The organism is Pseudomonas sp. W5-36 (assembly GCF_046540455.1).
Taxonomy (GTDB): Bacteria; Pseudomonadota; Gammaproteobacteria; order Pseudomonadales; family Pseudomonadaceae; genus Aquipseudomonas; species Aquipseudomonas graminis_B.
Genome location: NZ_JAXCIQ010000030.1, coordinates 23,626 through 44,624 on the forward strand (window position 1 = coordinate 23,626; position 20,999 = coordinate 44,624).

20 protein-coding genes are annotated in these 20,999 nt (G+C 62.7%); 10 read left to right on the forward strand and 10 right to left on the reverse strand.

Annotated elements, in window-relative coordinates:
- Positions 1–194: 194 nt before the first annotated feature.
- Positions 195–884, reverse strand: coding sequence for an ATPase (locus tag SLW74_RS26865; protein ID WP_296308444.1), 690 nt, complete (start codon positions 882–884; stop codon positions 195–197).
- Positions 885–1,059: 175 nt separating this feature from the next.
- The gene (locus SLW74_RS26870; protein WP_410930666.1) at positions 1,060–2,394 is read right to left on the reverse strand and encodes a PLP-dependent aminotransferase family protein; all 1,335 of its coding nucleotides are present in this window, start codon (positions 2,392–2,394) and stop codon (positions 1,060–1,062) included.
- 137 nt (positions 2,395–2,531) lie between these two features.
- Between SLW74_RS26870 and SLW74_RS26875 the strand changes: the two genes are divergently transcribed.
- Positions 2,532–3,428: a DMT family transporter gene (locus tag SLW74_RS26875; protein ID WP_410930655.1), complete on the forward strand. Its 897-nt coding sequence runs from the start codon at positions 2,532–2,534 to the stop codon at positions 3,426–3,428.
- 115 nt (positions 3,429–3,543) lie between these two features.
- Here the strand turns inward: SLW74_RS26875 and SLW74_RS26880 are convergent, their stop codons facing one another.
- Positions 3,544–4,881: a PQQ-dependent sugar dehydrogenase gene (locus tag SLW74_RS26880; protein WP_410930656.1), complete on the reverse strand. Its 1,338-nt coding sequence runs from the start codon at positions 4,879–4,881 to the stop codon at positions 3,544–3,546.
- Positions 4,882–5,193: 312 nt separating this feature from the next.
- Between SLW74_RS26880 and SLW74_RS26885 the strand changes: the two genes are divergently transcribed.
- The 4 genes from SLW74_RS26885 (at position 5,194) to SLW74_RS26900 (ending at position 8,462) form a co-directional block, all read left to right on the forward strand.
- The gene (locus tag SLW74_RS26885) at positions 5,194–6,384 is read left to right on the forward strand and encodes an ATP-binding protein (RefSeq protein WP_410930657.1); all 1,191 of its coding nucleotides are present in this window, start codon (positions 5,194–5,196) and stop codon (positions 6,382–6,384) included.
- A gap of 107 nt (positions 6,385–6,491) precedes the next feature.
- Positions 6,492–7,241 carry a creatininase family protein gene (locus SLW74_RS26890; protein WP_192130134.1) on the forward strand — a complete coding sequence of 250 codons (750 nt, stop codon included), beginning with the start codon at positions 6,492–6,494 and terminating at the stop codon, positions 7,239–7,241.
- 163 nt (positions 7,242–7,404) lie between these two features.
- The gene (locus SLW74_RS26895; protein WP_065988636.1) at positions 7,405–7,770 is read left to right on the forward strand and encodes a hypothetical protein; all 366 of its coding nucleotides are present in this window, start codon (positions 7,405–7,407) and stop codon (positions 7,768–7,770) included.
- Positions 7,771–8,063: 293 nt separating this feature from the next.
- Complete coding sequence (locus SLW74_RS26900; RefSeq protein ID WP_410930667.1) at positions 8,064–8,462, forward strand: glyoxalase superfamily protein; 399 nt, start codon at positions 8,064–8,066, stop codon at positions 8,460–8,462.
- Between the two features lie 9 nt (positions 8,463–8,471).
- Here SLW74_RS26900 and SLW74_RS26905 read toward each other — a convergent pair whose 3' ends face one another.
- Positions 8,472–9,326 carry a LysR family transcriptional regulator gene (locus SLW74_RS26905; RefSeq protein WP_410930658.1) on the reverse strand — a complete coding sequence of 285 codons (855 nt, stop codon included), beginning with the start codon at positions 9,324–9,326 and terminating at the stop codon, positions 8,472–8,474.
- A gap of 134 nt (positions 9,327–9,460) precedes the next feature.
- Between SLW74_RS26905 and SLW74_RS26910 the strand changes: the two genes are divergently transcribed.
- The 3 genes from SLW74_RS26910 (at position 9,461) to SLW74_RS26920 (ending at position 12,358) form a co-directional block, all read left to right on the forward strand.
- Complete coding sequence (locus SLW74_RS26910) at positions 9,461–10,285, forward strand: DMT family transporter (protein WP_410930668.1); 825 nt, start codon at positions 9,461–9,463, stop codon at positions 10,283–10,285.
- Positions 10,286–10,348: 63 nt separating this feature from the next.
- A complete protein-coding gene (locus SLW74_RS26915; RefSeq protein WP_410930659.1) occupies positions 10,349–11,245 on the forward strand; it encodes a LysR substrate-binding domain-containing protein in 897 nt (298 codons plus the stop codon).
- Between the two features lie 240 nt (positions 11,246–11,485).
- Positions 11,486–12,358 (forward strand): NAD(P)-dependent oxidoreductase, encoded by an 873-nt coding sequence (locus SLW74_RS26920; protein ID WP_410930660.1) that lies wholly within the window; start codon positions 11,486–11,488, stop codon positions 12,356–12,358.
- Positions 12,359–12,400: 42 nt separating this feature from the next.
- On the opposite strand, the gene SLW74_RS26925 is transcribed toward SLW74_RS26920, so the two are convergent.
- The 4 genes from SLW74_RS26925 to SLW74_RS26940 form a co-directional block, all read right to left on the reverse strand.
- The gene (locus tag SLW74_RS26925; RefSeq protein ID WP_410930661.1) at positions 12,401–13,051 is read right to left on the reverse strand and encodes a GntR family transcriptional regulator; all 651 of its coding nucleotides are present in this window, start codon (positions 13,049–13,051) and stop codon (positions 12,401–12,403) included.
- A gap of 110 nt (positions 13,052–13,161) precedes the next feature.
- On the reverse strand, positions 13,162–14,982 hold the full coding sequence (gene atzF / locus SLW74_RS26930; protein ID WP_410930662.1) for an allophanate hydrolase: 1,821 nt from the start codon (positions 14,980–14,982) through the stop codon (positions 13,162–13,164).
- Positions 14,983–15,701: 719 nt separating this feature from the next.
- Positions 15,702–16,589, reverse strand: a complete 888-nt coding sequence (yghX, locus tag SLW74_RS26935) for a YghX family hydrolase (RefSeq protein WP_410930663.1) — start codon at positions 16,587–16,589, stop codon at positions 15,702–15,704.
- Between the two features lie 74 nt (positions 16,590–16,663).
- The gene (locus SLW74_RS26940) at positions 16,664–16,858 is read right to left on the reverse strand and encodes a hypothetical protein (RefSeq protein WP_410930664.1); all 195 of its coding nucleotides are present in this window, start codon (positions 16,856–16,858) and stop codon (positions 16,664–16,666) included.
- Here SLW74_RS26940 and SLW74_RS26945 point away from each other — a divergent pair.
- Positions 16,857–17,288, forward strand: coding sequence for a nuclear transport factor 2 family protein (locus tag SLW74_RS26945; protein ID WP_065988645.1), 432 nt, complete (start codon positions 16,857–16,859; stop codon positions 17,286–17,288). The two genes, SLW74_RS26940 and SLW74_RS26945, sit on opposite strands and share 2 nt — an antisense overlap.
- Before the next feature lie 87 nt (positions 17,289–17,375).
- Here the strand turns inward: SLW74_RS26945 and SLW74_RS26950 are convergent, their stop codons facing one another.
- Positions 17,376–18,260: a LysR family transcriptional regulator gene (locus tag SLW74_RS26950; protein WP_065988646.1), complete on the reverse strand. Its 885-nt coding sequence runs from the start codon at positions 18,258–18,260 to the stop codon at positions 17,376–17,378.
- A 117-nt stretch (positions 18,261–18,377) separates the two neighbouring features.
- Here SLW74_RS26950 and argC point away from each other — a divergent pair, with 117 nt between their 5' ends.
- Complete coding sequence (gene argC, locus SLW74_RS26955; RefSeq protein ID WP_410930665.1) at positions 18,378–19,301, forward strand: N-acetyl-gamma-glutamyl-phosphate reductase; 924 nt, start codon at positions 18,378–18,380, stop codon at positions 19,299–19,301.
- 22 nt (positions 19,302–19,323) lie between these two features.
- Here the strand turns inward: argC and SLW74_RS26960 are convergent, their stop codons facing one another.
- Positions 19,324–20,703: a CoA transferase gene (locus SLW74_RS26960; RefSeq protein ID WP_410930669.1), complete on the reverse strand. Its 1,380-nt coding sequence runs from the start codon at positions 20,701–20,703 to the stop codon at positions 19,324–19,326.
- Positions 20,704–20,999: the final 296 nt, after the last annotated feature.

A 20,999-nucleotide genomic window follows, 5' to 3' on the forward strand; every position in this document is an offset into this window, starting at 1 on the left:
CGCAGCGGTTTTTTGTTGCGTCAGGGGAAAGGCTCAGGCCGGATTCACCCAGTGGGACCGCGTGCAGTCTGTAGTACCGGCTTTAGCCGGGAAAGCGTCGGACGTCACATTGCGAATTTGAGGGTGATCAAACCGGCCTCTTCCCGGCTAAAGCCGGTCCCACTATCAAACCGCGTTAGGCTGGTAGGCAGCGATCAATTACTCGCCACTTCCGCCGTCTTCCCGGTGGTCACCAGCGCTTTGAGGGACACATCAAACTGCTTCAGGGCATTGACCTGCAGGTCGCGCTGCTGGTTGATCTGCGCGGCGATTTCCGGGGCGGCCTTGCCGTGGACCCACACCGAGCTCAGCTCCTGGGCGCCCAAGCCTTCAGCCTTGCCGATGTATTGCAGGTTCGAATCGTAGAACGTGGCAATGAAGCGCGCTTCGACCTGAGAGTTACGCTGGGATACCAGACGGCTGTAGGTGTCGAGCATCACCACCACGTCAGGCCGCGCCTGCATCAGCGCGTCAAGGTTGTCGTACACGGTCACTGAAGCAAACTGCTTCTGCAACGAACCTTTCAGCCAGTCCATCGCCAGCTTTGGGTCGGAGCTGTTGACGAACGCCTCGCGAATGCGCGAATCCAGCCCGCCGTTCTTGACGCCCTTCAGCGCCACCGCGTGATAACGCTCAAGGTATTCGAGGGTGCCAACGGTGTTTTCGCTGTAGAGCACACCCACGCGTTGGGAAGACTGCAATGCCACACGGCTTTCAACCACCGGCAGCAAATGGCACGCCTCGGCATCCGCCGCCGAAACAGTGCCTGCCGCAACAGCAGAACCGGTAGCGACGAATCCGCTGGACAGCACGGCGACGAGGGTCAGCAGGGTTGAGATTTTCATCGCGTGGTGTCCTTTTAGAGCCAGTTCGGTATGGGGCCATCCTCCTCCCTTCCGGGAAAAAGAGAACTCGCCTACCGTGATGTTCACCATCGATTTCAAGAATGGTAGGCACTTTGAGAAACACCGTTACCGATGCCTCAACAAAGCCCGCTGCCGCCCTCACCTTTCGCACTGTTCAATACACGTAGCGGCCGACTGCCCGACGCACTGCCTGCAACGCAACCCGCAACGCCTCTAGATCCACAGAGCCCAACGCCAGGCGAATTCCGTGGGGGACGACGCTGGAGGTGGCGAAGGGTTCGGCAGTCGAAACCGCCACCTTGTTTGCCAGCAACTCCATGGCCACCTGGTCGGCCCTGGCGTCCTCCGGCAGTTGTACCCACAAAAAATAGGACGCCGGGTGACTGATGACGTTCAACCCGATTAACAGCTCCCGGGCGAGCGTCTGTCGGGTCCACGCATCCAGGCGTTTTTCCTCCTCCAGACGCGCGACGGTGCCGTCCCCAATCCAGCCGCAGACCAGCGACGTCATCACCCCTGGGGTATTCCAGACCGTCGCCCGGATCGCACGCTCCATCGCCGAAATCCATGGCAGCGGCGCAACCACGTAACCCACCCGCAGCCCGGTCGCGATGTTTTTCGAGAAACCCGAGACGTAGACGGTCAGCTCCGGTGCCAGGGCCTTCAACGGTGCGGGCGGGTCCTCGGCCAGGAACGCATACGCGGCGTCTTCGATCAACAGCAACCCATGCTGCCGAGCGATGCGCACTAAGTGTTCGCGCCACGGCAGGTCCATCACCCAGCCCATGGGGTTGTGCAGCGTCGGCATCGTGTAGACGGCCTTGATCCGCCTTCGCTGGCAGAGCGTTTCCAGGGCGTTCAGGTCGGGGCCGTGATCGTTATGGGAAATCGGGAGCAATTCCAGCCGGAGGGCGTCGGCCACCACTTTGAACCCCGAATAGGTCAACGCATCCACCGCCACCACATCGCCCGGTTTGAGCAACGCCATCGCAATGACCGACAGGCCATGCTGCGCGCCACTGACGATCACCACCTCGTCGGCCTCGACCGTTAAGCCCCGAGCAGCAAGGTGCCGCGCCATGCACGCGCGCTCATGGCTTCGGCCGGCATGGGGTTGATAGCGCAGCAGCGCCTCCAGATCACCCGACAACGCCAGTTGGCGAAGGCCGTTGCGCAGCAGATCCGCCTGGCCCGGCAGCGTCGGGTAGTTGAAATTGAGGTCGAGGACGCCGGGCGTGCTGGTCTGTTGATCGACGCCATGGCTGAGCGGCAGGGCGATTTCCCGGACAAAGGTGCCGCGCCCGGTTTCGCCGCTGACCAGGCCCATGGCTTCCAGCTCGGCGTAGACCCGCGACGCCGTGACCAGCGCCAGGCCTTCAGCCGCCGCCAACTGACGATGGGTCGGCAGGCGCGTCCCGGGCGCCAGTTCACCGGCCGCAATCTGCGCAGCAAATCGGTCCACAAGGGTTTTGTAGCGGGCGCGGGGCATAGACGCTGTATCCATGACAATTCTTTGATTGTACTGATTCTGCCCCTTACGCTGCCTTGACGGCAATCGACCCGTTGGCAATTCAACCTCAATCAGCAATGGCGTCCTCACGCCTGCACCTCAGGAGTCAGAACCCCATGGAAATCTCTTCAATGGTCCAGCCCCTGGCGACAAAGCGCTCCACTGCCGGATGGCTGAATGGCCTGATGGGCGTGATCATTTTCAGCGGTTCGTTGCCGGCCACGCGCATCGCCGTGCTGGAGTTTGCGCCGCTGTTTCTGACTGTCGCCAGAGCGTCGATTGCCGGCTTGGTCGCGGTCTGTCTGCTGCTGGTATTGCGAGAGAAGCGCCCGCAGCGCAACCAACTGATGCCGCTATTCATCGTTGCCAGCGGCGTGGTGGTCGGCTTCCCGCTGCTCACCGCGCTGGCGTTGCAATACGTCACGTCGGCGCACTCCATCGTGTTCGTCGGCCTGTTGCCGTTGGCGACGGCTGTGTTCGCCGTGCTGCGTGGCGGCGAGCGGCCACGCCCGGTGTTCTGGGTGTTCTCGTTGCTGGGCAGTGCGCTGGTAGTGGGGTTCGCCTGTGCCCAAGGGTTGTCGGCGTCGCCGGCGGGGGATCTGTTGATGCTGCTGGCGATTGTCGTCTGCGGCCTGGGTTACGCCGAAGGTGCCACGCTGTCCCGGACGCTCGGCGGCTGGCAGGTCATCTGCTGGGCGCTGGTGCTGGCGTTGCCGCTGATGCTGATCCTGACCCTGCTCAGCGCGCCGCCAGCTCTGGCCACCATCAGCGCACCGGCTTGGGTGAGTCTGGGCTACGTGTCGCTGTTCAGCATGCTGATCGGCTTCGTGTTCTGGTACCGCGGTCTGGCCCAGGGCGGAATCGCGGCGGTGGGACAGCTGCAGTTGCTGCAGCCCTTTTTTGGTCTGACGCTGGCCGCAACCCTTCTGCATGAACAGGTCAGCGTGGGCATGCTGGGGGTGACCGTCGGGGTTATCGCGTGCGTTGCCGGCGCGCGGCGGTTTTCACGCTAGCAGCAGGTCTATAGGACGGCTGAACAGTGCAGGTCTGACCCAACGTTTTTTAACCATCCCCAGAACGAAAAATGCCGGTGATCATCACCGGCATTTCCCGTTCATTGCTAAGCCATCACTTGGCCTGACTGACGCGCCAGACCTTGTTGCCCACATCGTCCGCGACCAGCAATGCGCCCTGCTTGTCGAGGATCACGCCGACCGGACGGCCTTGTGCGTCGCCATCGGCGTTGAGGAAGCCGGTCAGGACGTCCACCGGCAGGCCCGCAGGTCGGCCATCCTTGAAGCCGACGAACACGACTTTGTAACCGGCCTGCGGATTGCGGTTCCACGAGCCGTGCTCGCCGACAAAGACGCCGTCAGCAAATTTGGCCGGCATGCCGCGCGGGTCGGACCAGGTCAGGCCCAGTGGCGCGACGTGGGTGCCGAGGGCGTAATCCGGGGCGATGGCCTTGGCGACCATGTCCGGGCGCGGCGGCTGCAAACGGCTGTCGACGTGATTGCCGTAGTAGCTCCACGGCCAGCCGTAGAACGCGCCGTCTTTGACCGAGGTCAGGTAATCCGGCACCAGGTCGCTGCCGATTTCGTCACGTTCGTTGACCACTGTCCACAGCTCGTTGCTGCCCGGCTTCCACGCCAGCCCGTTGGGGTTGCGCAGTCCGCTGGCGAACAGGCGTTTTTGCCCGGTCTTGACGTCCACTTCCCAGACCGCCGCACGTCCCTCTTCGGCTTCCAGACCGTTTTCGGCCACGTTGCTGTTCGAGCCAACGGTGACGTACAGCTTGGTGCCTTCGCGGTTGGCAATGATGTTCTTGGTCCAGTGGTGATTGATGCCCGCCGGCAGGTCAGTGACTTTCACCGGCGTGGCGGTGCTTTCAGTCTGGCCGTCGTTGTACGGGACCTTGACCACTGCGTCGGCGTTGGCGATGAACAGCTCGTTGCCCACCAGCACCATGCCGAATGGCGACGTCAGGCCGCTGATGAACACCTTCTTCATTTCGGCCCGGCCATCGCCGTCGGCATCGCGCAGGATGCTGATGCGGTTAGCGCTCTCGGCTTCGGCGCCGACCCGGCTCATGACGATCCCGGTAGCCGTGCGCTTGATCCATGCCATCACCCCCGGGCCGCCATCCGTCGCGCCGTCAGGCTTCGGCGGCTTGTTGCTTTCGGCGACCAGGACGTCGCCGTTGGGCAGGCTGTACAGCCAGCGCGGGTGATCGAGGTTTTCGGCGAGTGCGCTGACGGTGAAGCCCTCGGCGGCCTTGGGCGTGTCGGTGCCCTTCCAGCCGACGGCCTTGGACACCTTGACGGTCGGAATCAGTGTGCTATTGGGCTCGGGCAGTTGCGGCTGCGCGCCTACGCCAGCCTGGAACGGCAGCTTGGCGGTTTCGCCACAGGCACTGAGCATCGCAGCAGTGGTCATCAGCAGTGCAAATCGGTGCATCGCAATCATCGTTCAACCTCGCGGCGGCCATCCATGGGCCCATTGTTTTGAGAAATCAAAGCGCTGACAAACAGGCAGCTTGGAGAAGCGCAGGCTTCGAGAGACATGACATAAGGCTGACAAGTATCGCCACGTCGACCGACAGCAAACAGCTCACGGGACGCAAATGACATTTGCCCTCAGGGCATCAATAAAACGACCCCGGCAGGGGCGTGAGGGTTCAATAATCTGCGCCGGCATCTCCCGTGCGGGACCGAGGGGTTAGCCATGTTGGCCGATTTTAGATACGCTTCATGCCTATAACCCCCAGAGCCAGATCCGATGACCCGCCCAGAGTTTGCTTTGGATGTTGAGGCGATCCATGCGATCCCCGCCGTGCCCGTCATTCTGAGCATGGTCAAGCACATGACAGGCATGCGATTCGCGGCGATCGCCAGGGTCACGGAAAGCCACTGGGTGGCCTGCGCCGTCGATGACTCGATCAATTTCGGCCTCAAGCCGGGCGGCGAGCTGGTGCTGGAATCAACCATCTGCCACGAGATCAGGCAGCATCACCAGCCCGTGGTGTTCGGCCATGCCAGCGCCGACCCGCACTTCGCCACCCATCACACGCCGCTCACCTATGGGCTGGAAAGCTACATTTCGATTCCCATCATCCTGCCCGACGACCGCTTCTTCGGGACGCTGTGCGCCATCGACTCAGTGCCTGCCGATCTGAGCGATCCTGCCATCGTCAAGACACTGACCCTCTTCGCGCAGTTGATTGCGATGAGTCTGGACACTCAGGGCCACCTGGACAGCGCCCGCGCCGAGCTGAACGACGCCAACGAAAACGGACGGTTGCGGGAGCAATTCATGGCGGTGCTGGGGCACGACCTGCGTACACCGTTGAGTGCGATTCGCATGAGCGCCGACCTGCTGGCGACCAAAACCGAGGACAAGCGCTCGCAGGGGCTGGTCGCTGCCATACGGCAGAGCTCGATCCGCATGGGCGCGCTGATCGAGAACGTGCTGGACTTCGCCAGGGGCCGCATGGGCGGAGGAATTCCGGTGAAGTGCCAGGCCACGGATGATCTTCCCGACGTATTGAAAGCGACGGTGGACGAGATCCGCGCGTCGCACCCGCAGGCAACGTTCAACGAAGCCATCGACCTCAACGGGAGCGTCTACTGCGACCCGCTGCGCATCAGCCAGTTGTTGTCCAATCTGCTGGGCAACGCGGTGACCCATGGCTCACTCGCCTCGCCGATTGACCTGCACATCTGGCAGGAATCTGATCAGGTCATCATTTCCGTCATGAACCACGGCGCGCCCATCTCGCCACGGCTGATGCCGCTGCTGTTCGAGCCGTTCACCCGGTCCGAAGCGGGCGGGCGCGGCGAAGGCCTCGGTCTTGGGCTGTACATCGCGTCGCAGATCGCCAGCGCTCATCACGGTACTTTGACCGTGAGCTCATCGGCTCAGTTGGGCACCTGTTTCATCGCGCGCTTTCCTTACACGCAACCCGCTTGAGCGCCGACAGGTGATGTAGGCACGTCTGCGCCACAGCGTCGCGGGCACACTGATTTTCGCTATGACCCACTTTTCTGAAGCCCCCTTCCCTGAGGAGAGCACCTGACATGCTTCTGCACCAGTCCACATGGATCGAGATCGAACAGTTTCTCAAGCGCAGCCGCACGATTGTCGTGCCCATCGGTTCGAACGAACAACACGGTCCCACCGGCCTGCTCGGCACTGACTGGATGTGCCCGCAGATCATCGCCCACGAAGCGCAGAAGAGCGCCGATATCCTGATCGCGCCGACCTTCAACATCGGCATGGCGCAGCATCATCTGGGCTTTCCCGGGACGATCTCGCTGCGCCCCTCGACGTTCATCGCCGCCATCGGTGACTGGGCGCGCTCGCTGGCGGGTCATGGCTTTGAGAAAATCCTCTTCCTCAATGGTCACGGCGGCAACGTCGCGTCGATCGAGGCGGCGTTTTCCGAGCTGTACGCAGAAGCCAGCTTCGCCGGGCGTTCTGCCGGTTTCGCCCTGAAGCTGACCAACTGGTGGGACCTGGAGGGCGTCGGCGAACTCGCCCATCGGCAGTTTCCGGTGGGCCACGGCTCCCACGCGACGCCGTCCGAGATCGCGGTGACCCAGTGGGCCTATCCGGAGTCGATCAAGTCGGCGGACTACTCGCCGCAGATTGCCCCGACCGGTCCGATCCGCGAAGCAAAGGATTTTCGAGCGCGCTTCCCCGATGGCCGCATGGGCTCAGACCCTGCGCTGGCCACGCCGGAAAAAGGCGGAGAGCTGGTGGCGCTGGCGGCCAAGGGGCTGGTGCGCGCGGTTGACGCGTTCAGTCGCGAACCGGCGCTGCATTAACGTCGCTGCGTTGACGGCCTGGCCGTGCGGCAATAGCGCGCGGGCGTTGAACTCGTCCGCCAAATGGCGGCCATAGTGGTATGCGCTTTTTCAAACGGTATGGGATCTGGGGCAGTCTGCAGCGCAACGACCTCGCCCGGTCCCCTTGGCTGACAGGTGATATGTGAATACGTTTATCCCACTGGACAAAGTTGAAGAAATCGATCTGCAGGATTACCACGAGGTCTGGCTGACCACGTCGGAAACCTGGCCACAGGACCCGGCGACGGTTCACCGCAAGTGCCTGTGGCGCCAGGATCGCGAGATGACCTCCGATGTGGAAATCGACGGCGTTTACTTTGAAAATCTCCCGCACCTGTGGCTGCGTGTGGACGATCTCGATGACCAACAGGACATCGACCTCGTGATCGAGAAGCTCAAGGTACGCATTGCCGCACTGAATCTCAAAGGCGAGTTCTATCCTCCCGAGCTGCCGACTGCGGCGCCTCACAAGGACGAAGACGAAATCAAGAAAGACCTGCGCAGCTAATCCGCTTCACCCCCCGCTTCTCCGACGCGCGCCGTGGCTGATCTTCAGCACGGCGCCGTTTTTGTTTCTGCTGCACCCATTTCCGGTCAGTCCTACCCAGTGCACGCGCTGTATCAGTGGGACCGGCTTCAGCCGGGAAGAGGCCTGTGTGAACACTCTCAATTTTTGCAGCGTTGCATCCGACGCCTTCCCGGCTAAAGCCAGTCATACAGGTGCACGCAGTCCGTCAGTGGGACCGGCTTCAGCCGGGAAAAGGCCTGTGTGAACACCATCCTTTAGAGGTCTGGGCTAGAATCGCCCGCTCAGATCATCAAGGAGTGAACCCTGTGCAGATGTCCCCGGCGATACCGCTGATTCGTATTTTTTCCGAAGCCAAGGCGAAAGAGTTCTACCTGGATTTTCTCGGCTTCAGCCTGGAGTGGGAGCACCGCTTTGAACCGGGTCTGCCGCTGTACGCCCAGGCCCGTCGCGACCAACTGGTCATCCACCTGACCGAGCACCATGGCGACGCGACGCCGGGCTCGACGATCTTTGTGCCGGTCAGCGACATCGACGAATTGCAGCGCGAACTGCTGGCGAAAAACTACGGCTATTCACGCCCCGGCATTCAAGACCTCGACTGGGGCAAGGTCATGGACATCGCCGACCCGTTCGGCAACCGTCTGCGTTTCTGCGAGGGCTCGGAAGACTGACCACCGCCGTCACAGCCGGAAATACTGCCCGATCGCCCGACGCAGAAGGTCCACCGCGTCATCCCCGTGGGAAGCTGACGAGCGCACGACGATGATGTCGTGGTCGGCGATCGGCGGCAGGCCATCGAGGATGCGCATGCCGTCGGTGACCCGGGCGCGGTCGATCACGCTGATGCCCAGTCCTGCTTCGACACAAGCCTTGACCGCCTGATTGGACGAGCTCTCGAGCACGATGCGCATGGGGTGGCCGGCGCGCTTGAGCGACTCGATCATCGCTTGCCGGTACGAGCAGTGGACCGCATGCACGGCCAGCGGCAACGGGGTCGGTAAATCCCCCGATTGATGCGCCGCGCCGACCCACACCGGCGTGGTCGGCACCAGCAACTGATCGTCCGCGCCCAACTGGCCTTCCGGCTGGGCGATGAGCGCCACCTGCAGCCGACCCCGCCGCACCTGATCGCGCAGGATAAAGCTGGGCGCGGTCTTCAGCTCCAGAACAATGTTCGGCCAGGCTGCAGTGAAAATCGGCAGCACGTCGCGAATCAGGTGCGTGGCGTATTCATCCGGCACGCCAAGGGTGATGCGCCCCGCCAGCTGCGTGCCCTGCAGCTCGGCCAGCACTTGATCGTGGGTGCTCAGCAGCGCAGCGGTGGAGGTCAGAAAACGCTTGCCCAGCGGCGTCAGCGACACCGACTGATTGTCGCGATTGAGCAGCCGCCCCCCCGCCACCGCTTCCAGCCGCTGCACGTGCACGCTGACCGCCGCCGGGCTTTTGTGCAGCTGTTCTGCCGCCGCGCTGAACTTGCCAATGCGCGCACCGGCGTGGAAGGTGCGGACCTGTTCGATATCCAGAATGGCACTCATGGTTCACTGATCCCGAAGCACTGCTGTCGTTTATTTTGATTTATTAGATTACGGCGGTTGGTTACGTTGGGTCCATGAACACTTCAAACGAACTGACCAACGCGAGCCTCGCCCTTCCGTCCCCACGCCGGGCGATGCCCTTGCCGCTGCTCGAAGCCGGGCTGGTGATCATCTGGAGTTCGGGCTTCATTGGCGCGCGCTTCTCCATCGATTACGCGCCGGCCTCCTTGGTGGTGTTCTGGCGCTGCCTTCTGGTCACGCTGATTCTGTTGCCCTTCGTCGCCAGACAGCTGCGCCAGACACCGCCTGCGGTGCTGCTGAAAAACGCCGGCATCGGCCTGCTGGCCATGGCCGGTTATCTGTTCGGTGTGACCGAAGGCATTGCCCTGGGTGTGCCCGCCGGGCTGGCAGCGCTGTTCGCCGATCTGCTGCCAATCGGCATGGCTGTGCTGGCGGCCGTGGTGCTCCGCCAGCGATTGACCCGCGGCGTATGGATCGGATTGCTGATCGGTCTGGCGGGCGTGATGCTGGCGACCCACGACGCGCTGGCCTGGGGCAGCGCACCCCCATGGGCCTACGCCCTGCCCGTGCTGGGCATGCTGTCACTGGCGGTCGCCACGCTGTGGCAAAAACACTCCCCAGACCCGCAGGCGCTGGGCCTGCTGCCCAACCTGTGGTTGCAGTGCTTCGTCTCGACCTTCGTGTTTGCCGTCGTTGCCGGACTGCACGGGAGTCTCGCGCCCGTGCCCCGCGACTACCTCGACGCCAGGCGTTTTGATTGCTTCACGAAAAATAGCTTGCCCGACCCAACCAGTCACTCCAGCAATAACGATTTTCACAGGTCCATTCCTTTTTTTGCGCACAACACTTCTAAGGCTAGCCATGAGGCAGCATTCGGTTCCAGGCCGCTAAAGTGCCTGGGTCTTCATCGGCAACAATGGCGACGCACCGAAGATTAGAGCGCTGGTTAAGAAGGAAAAAGCGCTGTAGCGTTCGAGCATCTGTAACCGGTGGTTAGGAATATGAATAAATTGCAGTCGATGCAGGTGCTGCTTGAGGTGGTAGACGCAGGCAACTTCAGTGCCGCTGCTCGCCGTCTGGGTTTGTCTGCGGTTATGGTGGGAAAGCACGTACGGCAGCTGGAGGAGTTACTCGGCATGCGATTGCTGGAACGAAGCACTCGCAGTCAACGCTTGACCCAGGCGGGCAAGGTGTATTGCGAGACAGCTCGCGGGGTACTCAACCAGATTAAACTGGCCGAAAACACCATTGAATCCATGCACGCGAATCCGCGAGGCATGATCCGCATCAGCGCGCCACACAGCGTGGGAGCCACATGGATTGCTCCGTTGGTTACCCGCTATCTACGCCTCCATCCCGCCGTGAAAATTGAACTCATTCTGAGCAACGCTTATGTGAACCTGATCGATGACCAATTTGACTTAGTCGTTCGGGTAGGGGCGCTGCCCTATTCAGAGCTGGTCGCACGCCGGCTTCCGCCCTACCAAATGGTGATCTGTGGAGCGCCGGACTACTTGTTGCAGCGGGGCACGCCGCAGGTCCCCCGCGACCTCGAGCGCCACTCGTGTCTTGGACACTTGTCTGTCTATGGCTGTATTCAATGGCCGTTACACAACGCTGACGGCTACTGCTGGACGGGAGATGGATGCTTTGCTTCCAACGACAGTCATGCTCTGCGTCAGGCCGCACTGGGCGGCGCAGGTCTGATACTGCAGCCCGAACTATCAGTGATCAATGATTTATCCACCGGCCGTTTGGTGGAAGTGCTACGCGATCATCGCCCAACGCCGCTGCAGGTTCACCTGCTCTACCTCCCTGCGCGTAAAGAACACAAGGGATTTTCCAACTTGGTGGACTTCATTCTTGCCCAGACCCACAAGACCGGAAAATACGATTAGCGCCTCCCGGAAAAGAGACGGTCGTCCCGCGCTGAATCGATAGGGCCTGGCACTGACTTGCGGCGCCTGTAGCCCTGACGATCTTCAGGCCACCCAACGGCGCGTGACCTCCATGCGTTGGAATGCTGGGCCAATGCAGCCGTTTGTCACCCATAGCGTCGTTTTCGCCAAGACAACTGTCTCAAGGTGGGTGATACGAGTGTGCGCCGCACACCCCACCTTCTACTGGAGCGCATCCCCATGAAAATCGGCTTTTTGGGCCTCGGCAATATGGGTCAGGCCGTGGCTGGCAATCTGTTGAAAGGCGGTCATGAACTGCTGGTATGGAACCGTTCCCCCGAGGCCGCGCAGCCACTGGTCGAGCAAGGTGCCACGGCAGTCACCGAGCCTGCCCAGGCGTTCGCCGTCGACGTGGTGTTCAGCATGCTTGCCGACGACAAGGCCCTGCGCGCGGTGCTGCTGGATGCCGGTCTGCTCAAGCAGCTCAAGGGCCCGCTGATCCACATCAACATGGCGACCATTTCCGTGACCTTCGCCGACGAGCTGGCCGAGCTGCACGCCGCACAGGGCATCGACTACATCGCCGCGCCGGTGATGGGCCGGCCGAACATGGCCGCCGCAGCGAAGCTGAATATCATGGCTGCCGGCGCTGCCCAGGCCATCGACCGGGTGCAGCCGTTGTTCGACCTGATCGGCAGCAAGATCTGGCGGATGGGCGACAAACCTTCCAGCGCCAACGCGATGAAACTGGCCATGAATTTCATGCTGGTCTCGGCCATCGAGGCGATGAGCGAAGCGGCCGTGCTGGTCACTCGCCACGGTCTGAAATCCGCTGATCTGGTGGAGCTGGCGTCGGGGACGATCTTTCCCGGGCCGGTCTACGCCGGGTATGGCGCGCTGATCGGCGACCGCACGTACGAGCCGGCGGCATTCAAGGCAGTGCTGGGCCTTAAAGACGTGGATCTGGTCCTGGCCGCCGCCAGCCAGGTGTCGGTGGAGATGCCGAGCGCCGAGATGATCCGCGCCCACTTGCAGGATGCCATCGACCATGGCCAAGGCGAGATGGACCTGGCGGTGTTGGCCGAAGTCGCAGAGCGGCGCAATCCGCGCTGAGTGCTTTTTCGGTTGCCGTTGATGTGAGGAGCAGACGTCAGCTCAAGGCCGGGCGACGTGAAGCCGGTGCAGGGTGATCTTGCGCACTTCCTGCTTGCTGATTTCGATGTGCCGCGTGAGCAACTGCTGGGCCTGCGCGGTCTGGCGATTGAGCACGGCGACGAGAATCTGCCCGTGCTCGTCGTAGGTCGTCTCGATGCGCGCCGCCTGGGTGAAATCCAGGCGGCGAATGATGCGGACCTTCTCGGTGATCTCCAGGTGCAGGCGCGCCATCTCTGTGTTGCCTGCCGCCTCCAGCAACGCGCAATGGAAACGCTCGTCCAGCGCTGAGACCTGCTGGGCGTCTTGCAGGCGCTCAGAGGGGGTGACGAGCCAGGTGTGTTTCAGTTCATCGATGACCGGGTGTTGCTCCAGATCCAGCGCTTCAAGACGCGCCAGTGCCGCGCACTCCAGCACGATGCGCACGTCGTACAGCTCTTCGAAATAATTGAAATCGAACGCCCTCACCCGCCAACCGCTGCGGAAATACACCTCCAAATACCCCTCGCGCTCCAGCCGATACAGCGCCTGTCGCACCGGCGTGCGGCTGGCTTGCACGCGCTCGGCCACCTCGCCTTCGCTAAAGCGATCCCCGGGCAGCAGGCGAAACTCGAAGATGTCGTCCTTGAGCTGCTGATAGATCCGCTCGGCCATGTTGTCCGGGCGACGTTTGGGTGTCTGTGAAGGGATGATGGCCGGGGTGCTCCGTCGGGTGATCTTTGCGCCTGACGCGACGGTGTTTCGGGGCCGCGTCAGGCGTTGGGTCAGGCTTTTTTCAGGCTGCCGATGTACGCGCGCCAGCCACCGAACGAGGTGATGTCCAGCGCGCCGTCAATCGCCCAGGGTTCGCAGATGAAGCCCTTGACGCTGCGACCGTCCTTCAGCGTCAGGGTGCCGATGCCCAGCGGCGCAGGGATCTCGGCCACGAACTCGCCAAAGCGCGCCAGCGGGATGTCCCACAGTTCCACGATGATCGATGCACCGCTTGCGGATTTCACAAGCCCCGGTTTGGGCGGCACAGTGCCGGGTAAGGCGTAGAGCCGGTAGTCGCCTGCCGTGAGCGTCTGTTCGACGAGCACGGCGTCCCGACGGGTCAGCTGCGCGTTGAGCGGCATGCCGGTCAGGTGCGCGCCCACCACGGCAACCCGCACGCTGCCCCGCGGCGCAGTCGCTGGCGATGCCGTGGGCGAAGGAAGTGAGCGACCTGTGGCGCCCAGTGGCAAGCCGACGTTTTCCTGCCAGCGCTGGCCAAACCGGGCGAGCGCAGTGTCGTGCCAGGCCGGCGCAATCAGCGTGATCCCCGACGGCAAGCCATCGGCGCGTAGACCGGCGGGCAATGCCAGGGCCGAGAGGTCCGCCAGGTTGGTGAAGTTGGTATAGAAGCCGAACTGCGAGTTGTACAGCACCGGTTCGGCGGCCATTTCCGCCTGGGTGCGCAGGGTCGCGGACGTGGGCACGACCAAGGCGTCGAAACCGACCAGCGCATCGTTGATCTGCCGGCTCAATGTGGCGCGCAAGTACTCGGCCCGATAGGCGTCACAGGCACTGTAGGCCAGACCACTTTCGACGATGCCACGCACCACCGGGTTGATGGCGTCGGGGTTGGTTTCCAGCATCGCGGTCAAGGCGACTGTGCGTTCGGCCACCCACGGGCCGTAATACAGTTGCTCGGCCAGGGCCTTGAACGGGGTGAAGTCGATGCGGGTGATCTCGGCGCCCATGTCGCTCAATCGGTGCAGCGCCTGTTCGAACACCGCCTGATTGTGCGTATCGCCGAAGAACTCCAGGGTGTCCGGCACGGCCAGCTTCATCGCCGCGCGAAAGCCCACCGGCGCCGTGCCCGGGTTGTGGCGGGAATAGGCGTCATCGCCATCGAAGCCTTCGGCCAGGCCGGCGACTTTCTGCGCGTCGTCTACGGTCAGCGCGAAGATGGAAACGCAGTCCACCGTCTTGCACGCCGGCACCAGCCCGGTGTTGGGCAAGCGGCCCTTGGTCGGTTTCAGGCCGACGATGTTGTTGAACCCGGCGGGCACCCGACCCGAGCCTGCGGTGTCGGTGCCCAACGAAAATGCCACCAGCCCCCGTGCCACCACCGACGCCGAGCCCGAGCTGGAGCCGCCGCTGACGTAATCAGGGTTGACGCTGTTGGGCACGGCGCCGTAAGGCGAGCGGGTGCCGACCAGGCCGGTGGCGAATTGGTCGAGGTTGGTCTTGCCCATCAAAATCGCCCCGGCTGCGCGCAGTCGGGCCAGCACCGTCGCGTCCTTGCTTGCGGTGTAGGCAAACTCCGGGCACGCCGCCGTCGTCGGCCACCCGGCGGCGTCGATATTGTCCTTGATCGCGAACGGCACTCCGTACAGCGGCAGTTGGGTGATGTCGCCGTTGACTGCAGCAAGACGCTCGGCGAGGGCTTCAAGCTGCTCACTGATCTGCGCCTGACTGGCACGGGCGATCCAGGCGGTGTCGGTTTCCGGGTAGGCGCTGGCGAACGACAGCAGCACGTCAGGCGACAACTGCCCGGTCTGGTAGGCCATCAGCCACTCGTTGATCGTCCAGCCGATATGAGCGTTTTGGAGGTCATGCATGGGGGCACCCATCTTGTATCCAAGTTTGGATTCAACGAAAGCAAAAGCCGGGCCACTGGGGTGAAAGGTCCGATTGGCTTGGGTGTGAGGCTATTTCGTAACGTGGGAAGCGCCAGCGCACGCCTCAAAAAAGCACACCGTGCAGGGTTTTGGTGCCGCCTCGCACACCACGATCACATAGTGGGACCGGCTTCAGCCGGGAGGGCATCCGGCGTCACACCAAAAAGTGATGGCGAACACGCTGGCCTCTTCCCGGCTAAAGCCAGTCCTACAAAAAGCATCGCGTGCATCCCATGAGAGTCGCGGTGACCTCGACTGTAGGACCGGCTTCAGCCGGGAAGCTTTTGATCTGCTTTTGATCTTCCTACGAAGCAAGTCCAGACACCGCCAATCGCGACTTGGGTGCAGGCCGAACGCAGACGACACGGAGTGGGCCGAGCGGCATGGATGCCGCGAGAGCCGCCCCCCGCCATGGATGGCGGATGGCGGCGGGCCCACGGAGCGAGACCGGAGTGAGGGGACTCCGACGCAGGAGGAGCCAAACCAGGAGCAAGCACCCTTGGTTACTTGGGGTGCTTTTCCAAGTAACTCGCCGAAGGCGAAACCGGAGGCCGTTAGGCCGACCATTGCAGCCGCACCGCGTATCCCGGGGACAGATTAATTTACGATGAAGCGCTGTAAATAAATCAGTCCCCTTCACCGTCAAGTCCCCTTCACCGTCAGGTCAGGTATTTCCTGAACCAATCCAACGTCCGGTTCCACGCCAATGTCGCCGCAGCGTCGTCATAACGCGGTGTCGAATCGTTATGAAACCCGTGGTTGGCGCCTTTATAAATATGCGCCTCATACGTCTTCCCCGCCGCCTTCAACGCCGCCTCATACGCCGGCCAACCATCAGTGATCGGCTTGTCCAGCTCCGCGTAATGCAACAACAGCGGCGCCTTGATCCGGCTGACGTCTTCAGCCTTGGGCTGCCGGCCATAAAACGGCACCGCCGCCGCCAGCTCCGGATAAGCCACGGCAGCAGCATTTGAAACACCGCCGCCGTAACAAAACCCGGTAATCCCGACTTTCCCGGTGGACGCGTGATGGGCCATCAGCCATTCGATGCCGGCAAAGAAATCGTTCATCAGCTTCTCGGGATCAACCTTCTGCTGGAGCTCGCGGCCCTTGTCGTCATTGCCCGGATAGCCCCCGACCGATGACAAACCGTCAGGCGCCAAGGCGATAAAACCGGCTTTGGCCACCCGCCGGGCGACGTCCTCGATGTAAGGATTCAGGCCGCGATTCTCATGCACCACCAGCACCGACGCGACCTTGCCGTCGGCTTTTGCCGGCCGCACCAGATACCCGCGCACCTGGCCGTGACCTTTGGGCGACGGGTAGGAAATGTATTCAGCAATGATGTCAGGATCGGTGAATTCGACCTGCTCGGCGAGCGCGTAATTGGGGCTCAGCGACGCCATAATGGTCGTCGCCGCAAGCCCGCCCACAGCGAACACGGCCGCGCGATCGAGAAACTCCCGGCGGTTGATCTTGCCGTGAACGTAATAGTCGTAGAGCTCAAGCAATTCCGGGGCGAAGTCTTTGGCGGTGAGACGGGTCATCTGTGCGCATCCTCATCGATTGTTCAACGGGCGCAGGCCTAGAACCGAGCGCCTGAACGTGCCGCAGCGAGCCCTCAGTAAAGCAGTATTTCGCCAGCCTGTATCACGCCGCGACGCGACGGCACCCCACTTTCAAACGCTCCCTTTCCAACAGGCTCGATGTGGGCTAGCCTGAGCGTCGCAGTTGTACGACGACGTACAAAGCCACCTTTCTTCAGAAATGGCCGCTGCATGCCGCTTCCATCAACAATAAAAAAGGATGCACTCATGACCCGACTCAAACTGACCCTCGGCTTCTTGTGCCTGTTTTCAGGCTTCGTGGCCGCCGCCCCTTCTGCCGATGAACAAGCCGTCGCCAAGGCCGTCGACAACATGACCCAGGCGATGCTGCACAAAGACATTGCCACCCTGGGCGCGCTGACTTCGGACAACGTCACCTACGGACACTCCAGCGGCAAGGTGCAGAACAAGGATGAATTCATTGCCGACATCGAAACCGGTCGCAGCGGCTTCAACACCCTGGAAATGAAAAACCAGACAATCAACATGAACGGCGACACTGCCCTGGTGCGCAATCACTTTTCCGCCGAAGCCGTGAACAGTGGGAAGGTTGTGCCGACCGAGATCGAAAACTTTCAGGTCTGGCAGAAACAGAAAGGCCAGTGGCTGCTGATCGGGCGCCAGGCGTTCAAATTCTGATGGCGTGACTTCAACGTCTGGGCCGACCGGGTGCCTGAGAGGGTCAGGCGCCGGTCGGCTACATGTCTGTTTTTACCGCCCGTTGAGCTACAACGCTTCCAACTCCTGCAACACCGCCAGCACATTGCGGGTCGAGCGTTCGACGCTTCCCGCACGATGCGCAATGCCCAACTCCCGCCACAACGCCGGCTGCAACGGACGCATGACAATGCGGCTTTCCGGCGCGGGCGTGGAGGCTTCGTGGGGCAATAATGTCGCGCCATAGCCCGCCCCCACCAGACTCTTGATGGCGTCGTTGTAATTGAGCTGAATGCGTGGCGTCGGCTGCGGCCCCTCGCCCGCAAACCACTCCGCCACCTGACGGGACAGCCGCGTGGTGGCGTCGTTGAGAACCAGCGGCTGACCGGCAAGCCAGCTCGGCGTGATGACCGGCGGGCAATCCCAGCGCGCCGGCAGAAACGCCATCACCGGGTCGCGCCGCCACGACTGTATCGACAGGCCCTTGACCGGCGCCTGGGGCAACGCAATCACGCCAATGTCCAGGCTGCCGTCCGCGAGTTTTTGCAGGGTCTGCTGCGACGTCAGCACCGCGACCTGCACGTCGATGCCGGGGTGCAACTGCTCCAGGGTTTCCAGCGCCTGGGGCAGCAATTGCGCGATAACGCCGGTGGACGCCCCCAGTCGAACCCGCCCGGCCAGCCCTTTGACCTGACGCTCGACGTCTTCCAGCGCCTGTTCGGCGTCGGCCAATAGACGCCGCGCGCGCTCGATCAGCGTATCGCCGATGGCCGAAGGCTGAACCCGCCCACGGGTGCGCGAGAGCAATACGCCGCCCACCCGTTGCTCAAGATCGGCAATGTGCAGACTGACCGTCGGCGGCGCGAGATTCAGCACCCGCGCCGCTTCGGCAAACGAGCCGTGGTCGGCGATGGCCACCAGGGTGCGCAAACGATCCAGACTGATTTCCCGCACTGGCCCATCCTTCCTTCAGAAAAGATGAAGTGTACCGTCATCAAATTCAACTTTCTCTATCAACGATAGGGCTTGAAGATGTCAGTCATTGACGACCTTCAGCGGAATTTCAACCTCATGCCAACCCCCATTGTGTTCATCGACGGCGACCAAGGCACCACCGGCCTGCAGATTCACCAGCGCCTGCAAGGCCGCACTGACCTGCACGTGGTCACCCTTCCAGCCGAGCATCGCAAGAATCCGGAAAGCCGCGCCGCCGCGATCAACGCCTGCGACATTGCCGTGCTGTGCCTGCCTGACGATGCTGCCCGGGACGCAGCGGCGAGCATCACCAATCCCGACGTGCGGGTTATCGACGCCAGCTCTGCGCACCGCACCCACCCCGACTGGGTCTACGGTTTCGCGCAGATGAGTGACGCGCAGAAACAACGCATCGCCACCGCCCGCCGCGTCAGCAATCCGGGCTGCTATCCCACCGGGGCGATCGGTCTCCTGCGTCCGTTGCTGGAGGCGGGTCTGCTGCCGCGCGACTACCCGATCAGCATTCATGCGGTGTCAGGCTATTCAGGCAAGGGCCGCGCCGGGGTCGATGAATTCGAAGGGCCGGACGCTGCCCAGGCGATCCCGTTTCAGATTTACGGCCTGAGCCTGGCGCACAAGCACGTCCCGGAAATCCAGCAATACAGCGGCTTGAGCGAGCGGCCGGTGTTCATTCCGGCCTATGGCGCGTTTCGTCAGGGCATCGTGCTGACCGTCGCGCTGCAAACGCGCTTGCTGCCCCACGCCGTGACCGGCAAGACGCTGCATGCTGCGCTGGCTGAGCATTATCAGGGCAGCGGGTGTGTGGAAGTGATGCCGATGGAACAATCAGGCGCGCTGAGCGGGATCGACCCGCGCCAGCTCAACGGCACGGATAACCTGCGGCTGATGGTGTTCGAGAACGAGGGCCACGTTTTGCTCGCCGCCGTGTTCGACAACCTGGGCAAGGGCGCGGCCGGGGCGGCGGTGCAGAACCTGGATTTGATGATTGCGGGTGGCTGACTGACGTTCGACCCGTCGTGCGTTACAGCCATCTCGCGTCGACGCTGCCCAGCGCGCTCGCCGGTAAATCCCACTGCGTCGGGGTACCTTCAATCACTCCGGCGGGCTTCAAGCGCAGCGCCGGGCCCCACGCGGTGTGCTCAATGTCAGGGGAATAATCCCTCGGATTCAGCGGGTGCAGGGCTGCAGGCGGCGCCTCGGCGGGCGTGAACGACAGCAACGACAACGCCGTTCGCGCCAGGGATGCCCGGACTTGAACGCCGTCGCCGGTGATCAGTCGCTGAGTCAACCCGCGCACCGCTGCCGCCGCCATCAAATACCCCGTGGCGTGATCCAGTGCCTGCACCGGCAGCGGCACGGGTCGATCACTTCTTGCCGCGATCATGCCGGCGTCGGCGATGCCGCAACTCATCTGCACCAGGCTGTCGAAACCCCGTCGCTCCCGCCACGGGCCGGTCCAGCCGTAGGCGTTCAGCGAGACATCCACCAGACCGGGATTGAGCGCGCGCCGGCGTTCAGCATCAAGGCCCAGCCGCGCGAGGGCATCGGCACGGTAGCCGTGAACCATCACGTCCGCTTCGCTGATCAGGCCCTCCAGCACTGCGCGATCGGCAGGGTCGCGCAGGTCCAGCCGCGCGCAGCGTTTGCCCAGCACCACTTCGGGCACTGTGCCAGGCTCGTCCCAGCCAGGGGGATCGATGCGCAAGACCTCAGCGCCGAAACCGGCGAGAAACCGCGTCGCCACCGGGCCCGCCAGAATGCGCGTGAGGTCGAGCACGCGGATGCCGCGCAAGGGGCGTTCGCGTGGGGCGATACATTCAGGTCGCGCAGGTTTGGACTGATGCGGCCCACCCGGTCCCACTGGCGCTTCGGTGCGATGCAGCAAGGGTTCGGCAGCGACGGCACGGCCCTGGGGATGTTCGCGCCAGGCAAGCGCACTGGCCATCGCGGCGGCACAACCCTGGTTGCCCACTACCGCGCTTTCCAGCTCACTGGCCTTCCAGCGCAGCACCGCCTGACTCACCGCATCGCGCTCGGGGGCGGTGTTCAGCACGGCAAGCGCGGCCTGACGATGGTGCGGCGCGTTGGTGTGCAAACGAATCCAGCCATCCGCCGCGGGGTAATCCCCCGCCATCGCGTCCCACTGCGCCGGCAGCGACCAGCCTTGGGGCTGCAGAGACGTGGCGAACCAGAACGAGGCCAGGCGCCGATCAACCGTGATCGGCGGCAACGTGCCGTGGGCCTGATTGATCAACTCGCCTACCGCCAGATGCGCGGCAGCGATGGCCGCTGTGGCGAAATCGGTGACCGGAAATGCCGAGACCAGCGCGCCTTCGCCGCTGATCTGAAGATGATCGAGATAGCGAGGCTCGCCAGCGAGGGCCAGCCAGAATTCACGCAGGAAATGCGTGCAGGCAGTGTCGGAATGGGCAGTGGGCACAAAGCGGCGCTCTCGGAAGTGGTGAGAGCAGCCTAGCAAATGAGTGTGGGAAGGGGCGTGAAGCTGGCGTATCTGCCACTGGAGATGCAGCTAATGCACTGGCCTCTTCCCGGCTGAAGCCGGTCCTACTGACACCGCGCGCGCATTTCGTAATTGGATGGACTCGCCCAAGCCGAGGCGTCAGTAGCGCCACGGTGGCATTCTTAAGAAGCCAACGACAGCGAGGGCGAGCCCATGAAAAAGCATACGATCAAAAG

Bases quoted from the DNA above. Each gene is read 5' to 3' on its own strand.
- SLW74_RS26885 (WP_410930657.1), top strand. From the start codon at position 5,194: ATGACCCGCCCAGAGTTTGCTTTGGATGTTGAGGCGATCCATGCGATC.
- SLW74_RS26910 (WP_410930668.1), top strand. From the start codon at position 9,461: ATGCCCTTGCCGCTGCTCGAAGCCGGGCTGGTGATCATCTGGAGTTCG.
- SLW74_RS26915 (WP_410930659.1), top strand. From the start codon at position 10,349: ATGAATAAATTGCAGTCGATGCAGGTGCTGCTTGAGGTGGTAGACGCA.
- SLW74_RS26870 (WP_410930666.1), bottom strand. From the start codon at position 2,394: ATGCCCCGCGCCCGCTACAAAACCCTTGTGGACCGATTTGCTGCGCAG.
- SLW74_RS26865 (WP_296308444.1), bottom strand. From the start codon at position 884: ATGAAAATCTCAACCCTGCTGACCCTCGTCGCCGTGCTGTCCAGCGGA.
- SLW74_RS26945 (WP_065988645.1), top strand. From the start codon at position 16,857: ATGACCCGACTCAAACTGACCCTCGGCTTCTTGTGCCTGTTTTCAGGC.
- SLW74_RS26905 (WP_410930658.1), bottom strand. From the start codon at position 9,326: ATGAGTGCCATTCTGGATATCGAACAGGTCCGCACCTTCCACGCCGGT.
- SLW74_RS26925 (WP_410930661.1), bottom strand. From the start codon at position 13,051: ATGGCCGAGCGGATCTATCAGCAGCTCAAGGACGACATCTTCGAGTTT.
- atzF (WP_410930662.1), bottom strand. From the start codon at position 14,982: ATGCATGACCTCCAAAACGCTCATATCGGCTGGACGATCAACGAGTGG.
- SLW74_RS26890 (WP_192130134.1), top strand. From the start codon at position 6,492: ATGCTTCTGCACCAGTCCACATGGATCGAGATCGAACAGTTTCTCAAG.
- SLW74_RS26875 (WP_410930655.1), top strand. From the start codon at position 2,532: ATGGAAATCTCTTCAATGGTCCAGCCCCTGGCGACAAAGCGCTCCACT.
- argC (WP_410930665.1), top strand. From the start codon at position 18,378: ATGCCAACCCCCATTGTGTTCATCGACGGCGACCAAGGCACCACCGGC.
- SLW74_RS26880 (WP_410930656.1), bottom strand. From the start codon at position 4,881: ATGATTGCGATGCACCGATTTGCACTGCTGATGACCACTGCTGCGATG.
- yghX (WP_410930663.1), bottom strand. From the start codon at position 16,589: ATGACCCGTCTCACCGCCAAAGACTTCGCCCCGGAATTGCTTGAGCTC.
- SLW74_RS26940 (WP_410930664.1), bottom strand. From the start codon at position 16,858: ATGAGTGCATCCTTTTTTATTGTTGATGGAAGCGGCATGCAGCGGCCA.
- SLW74_RS26920 (WP_410930660.1), top strand. From the start codon at position 11,486: ATGAAAATCGGCTTTTTGGGCCTCGGCAATATGGGTCAGGCCGTGGCT.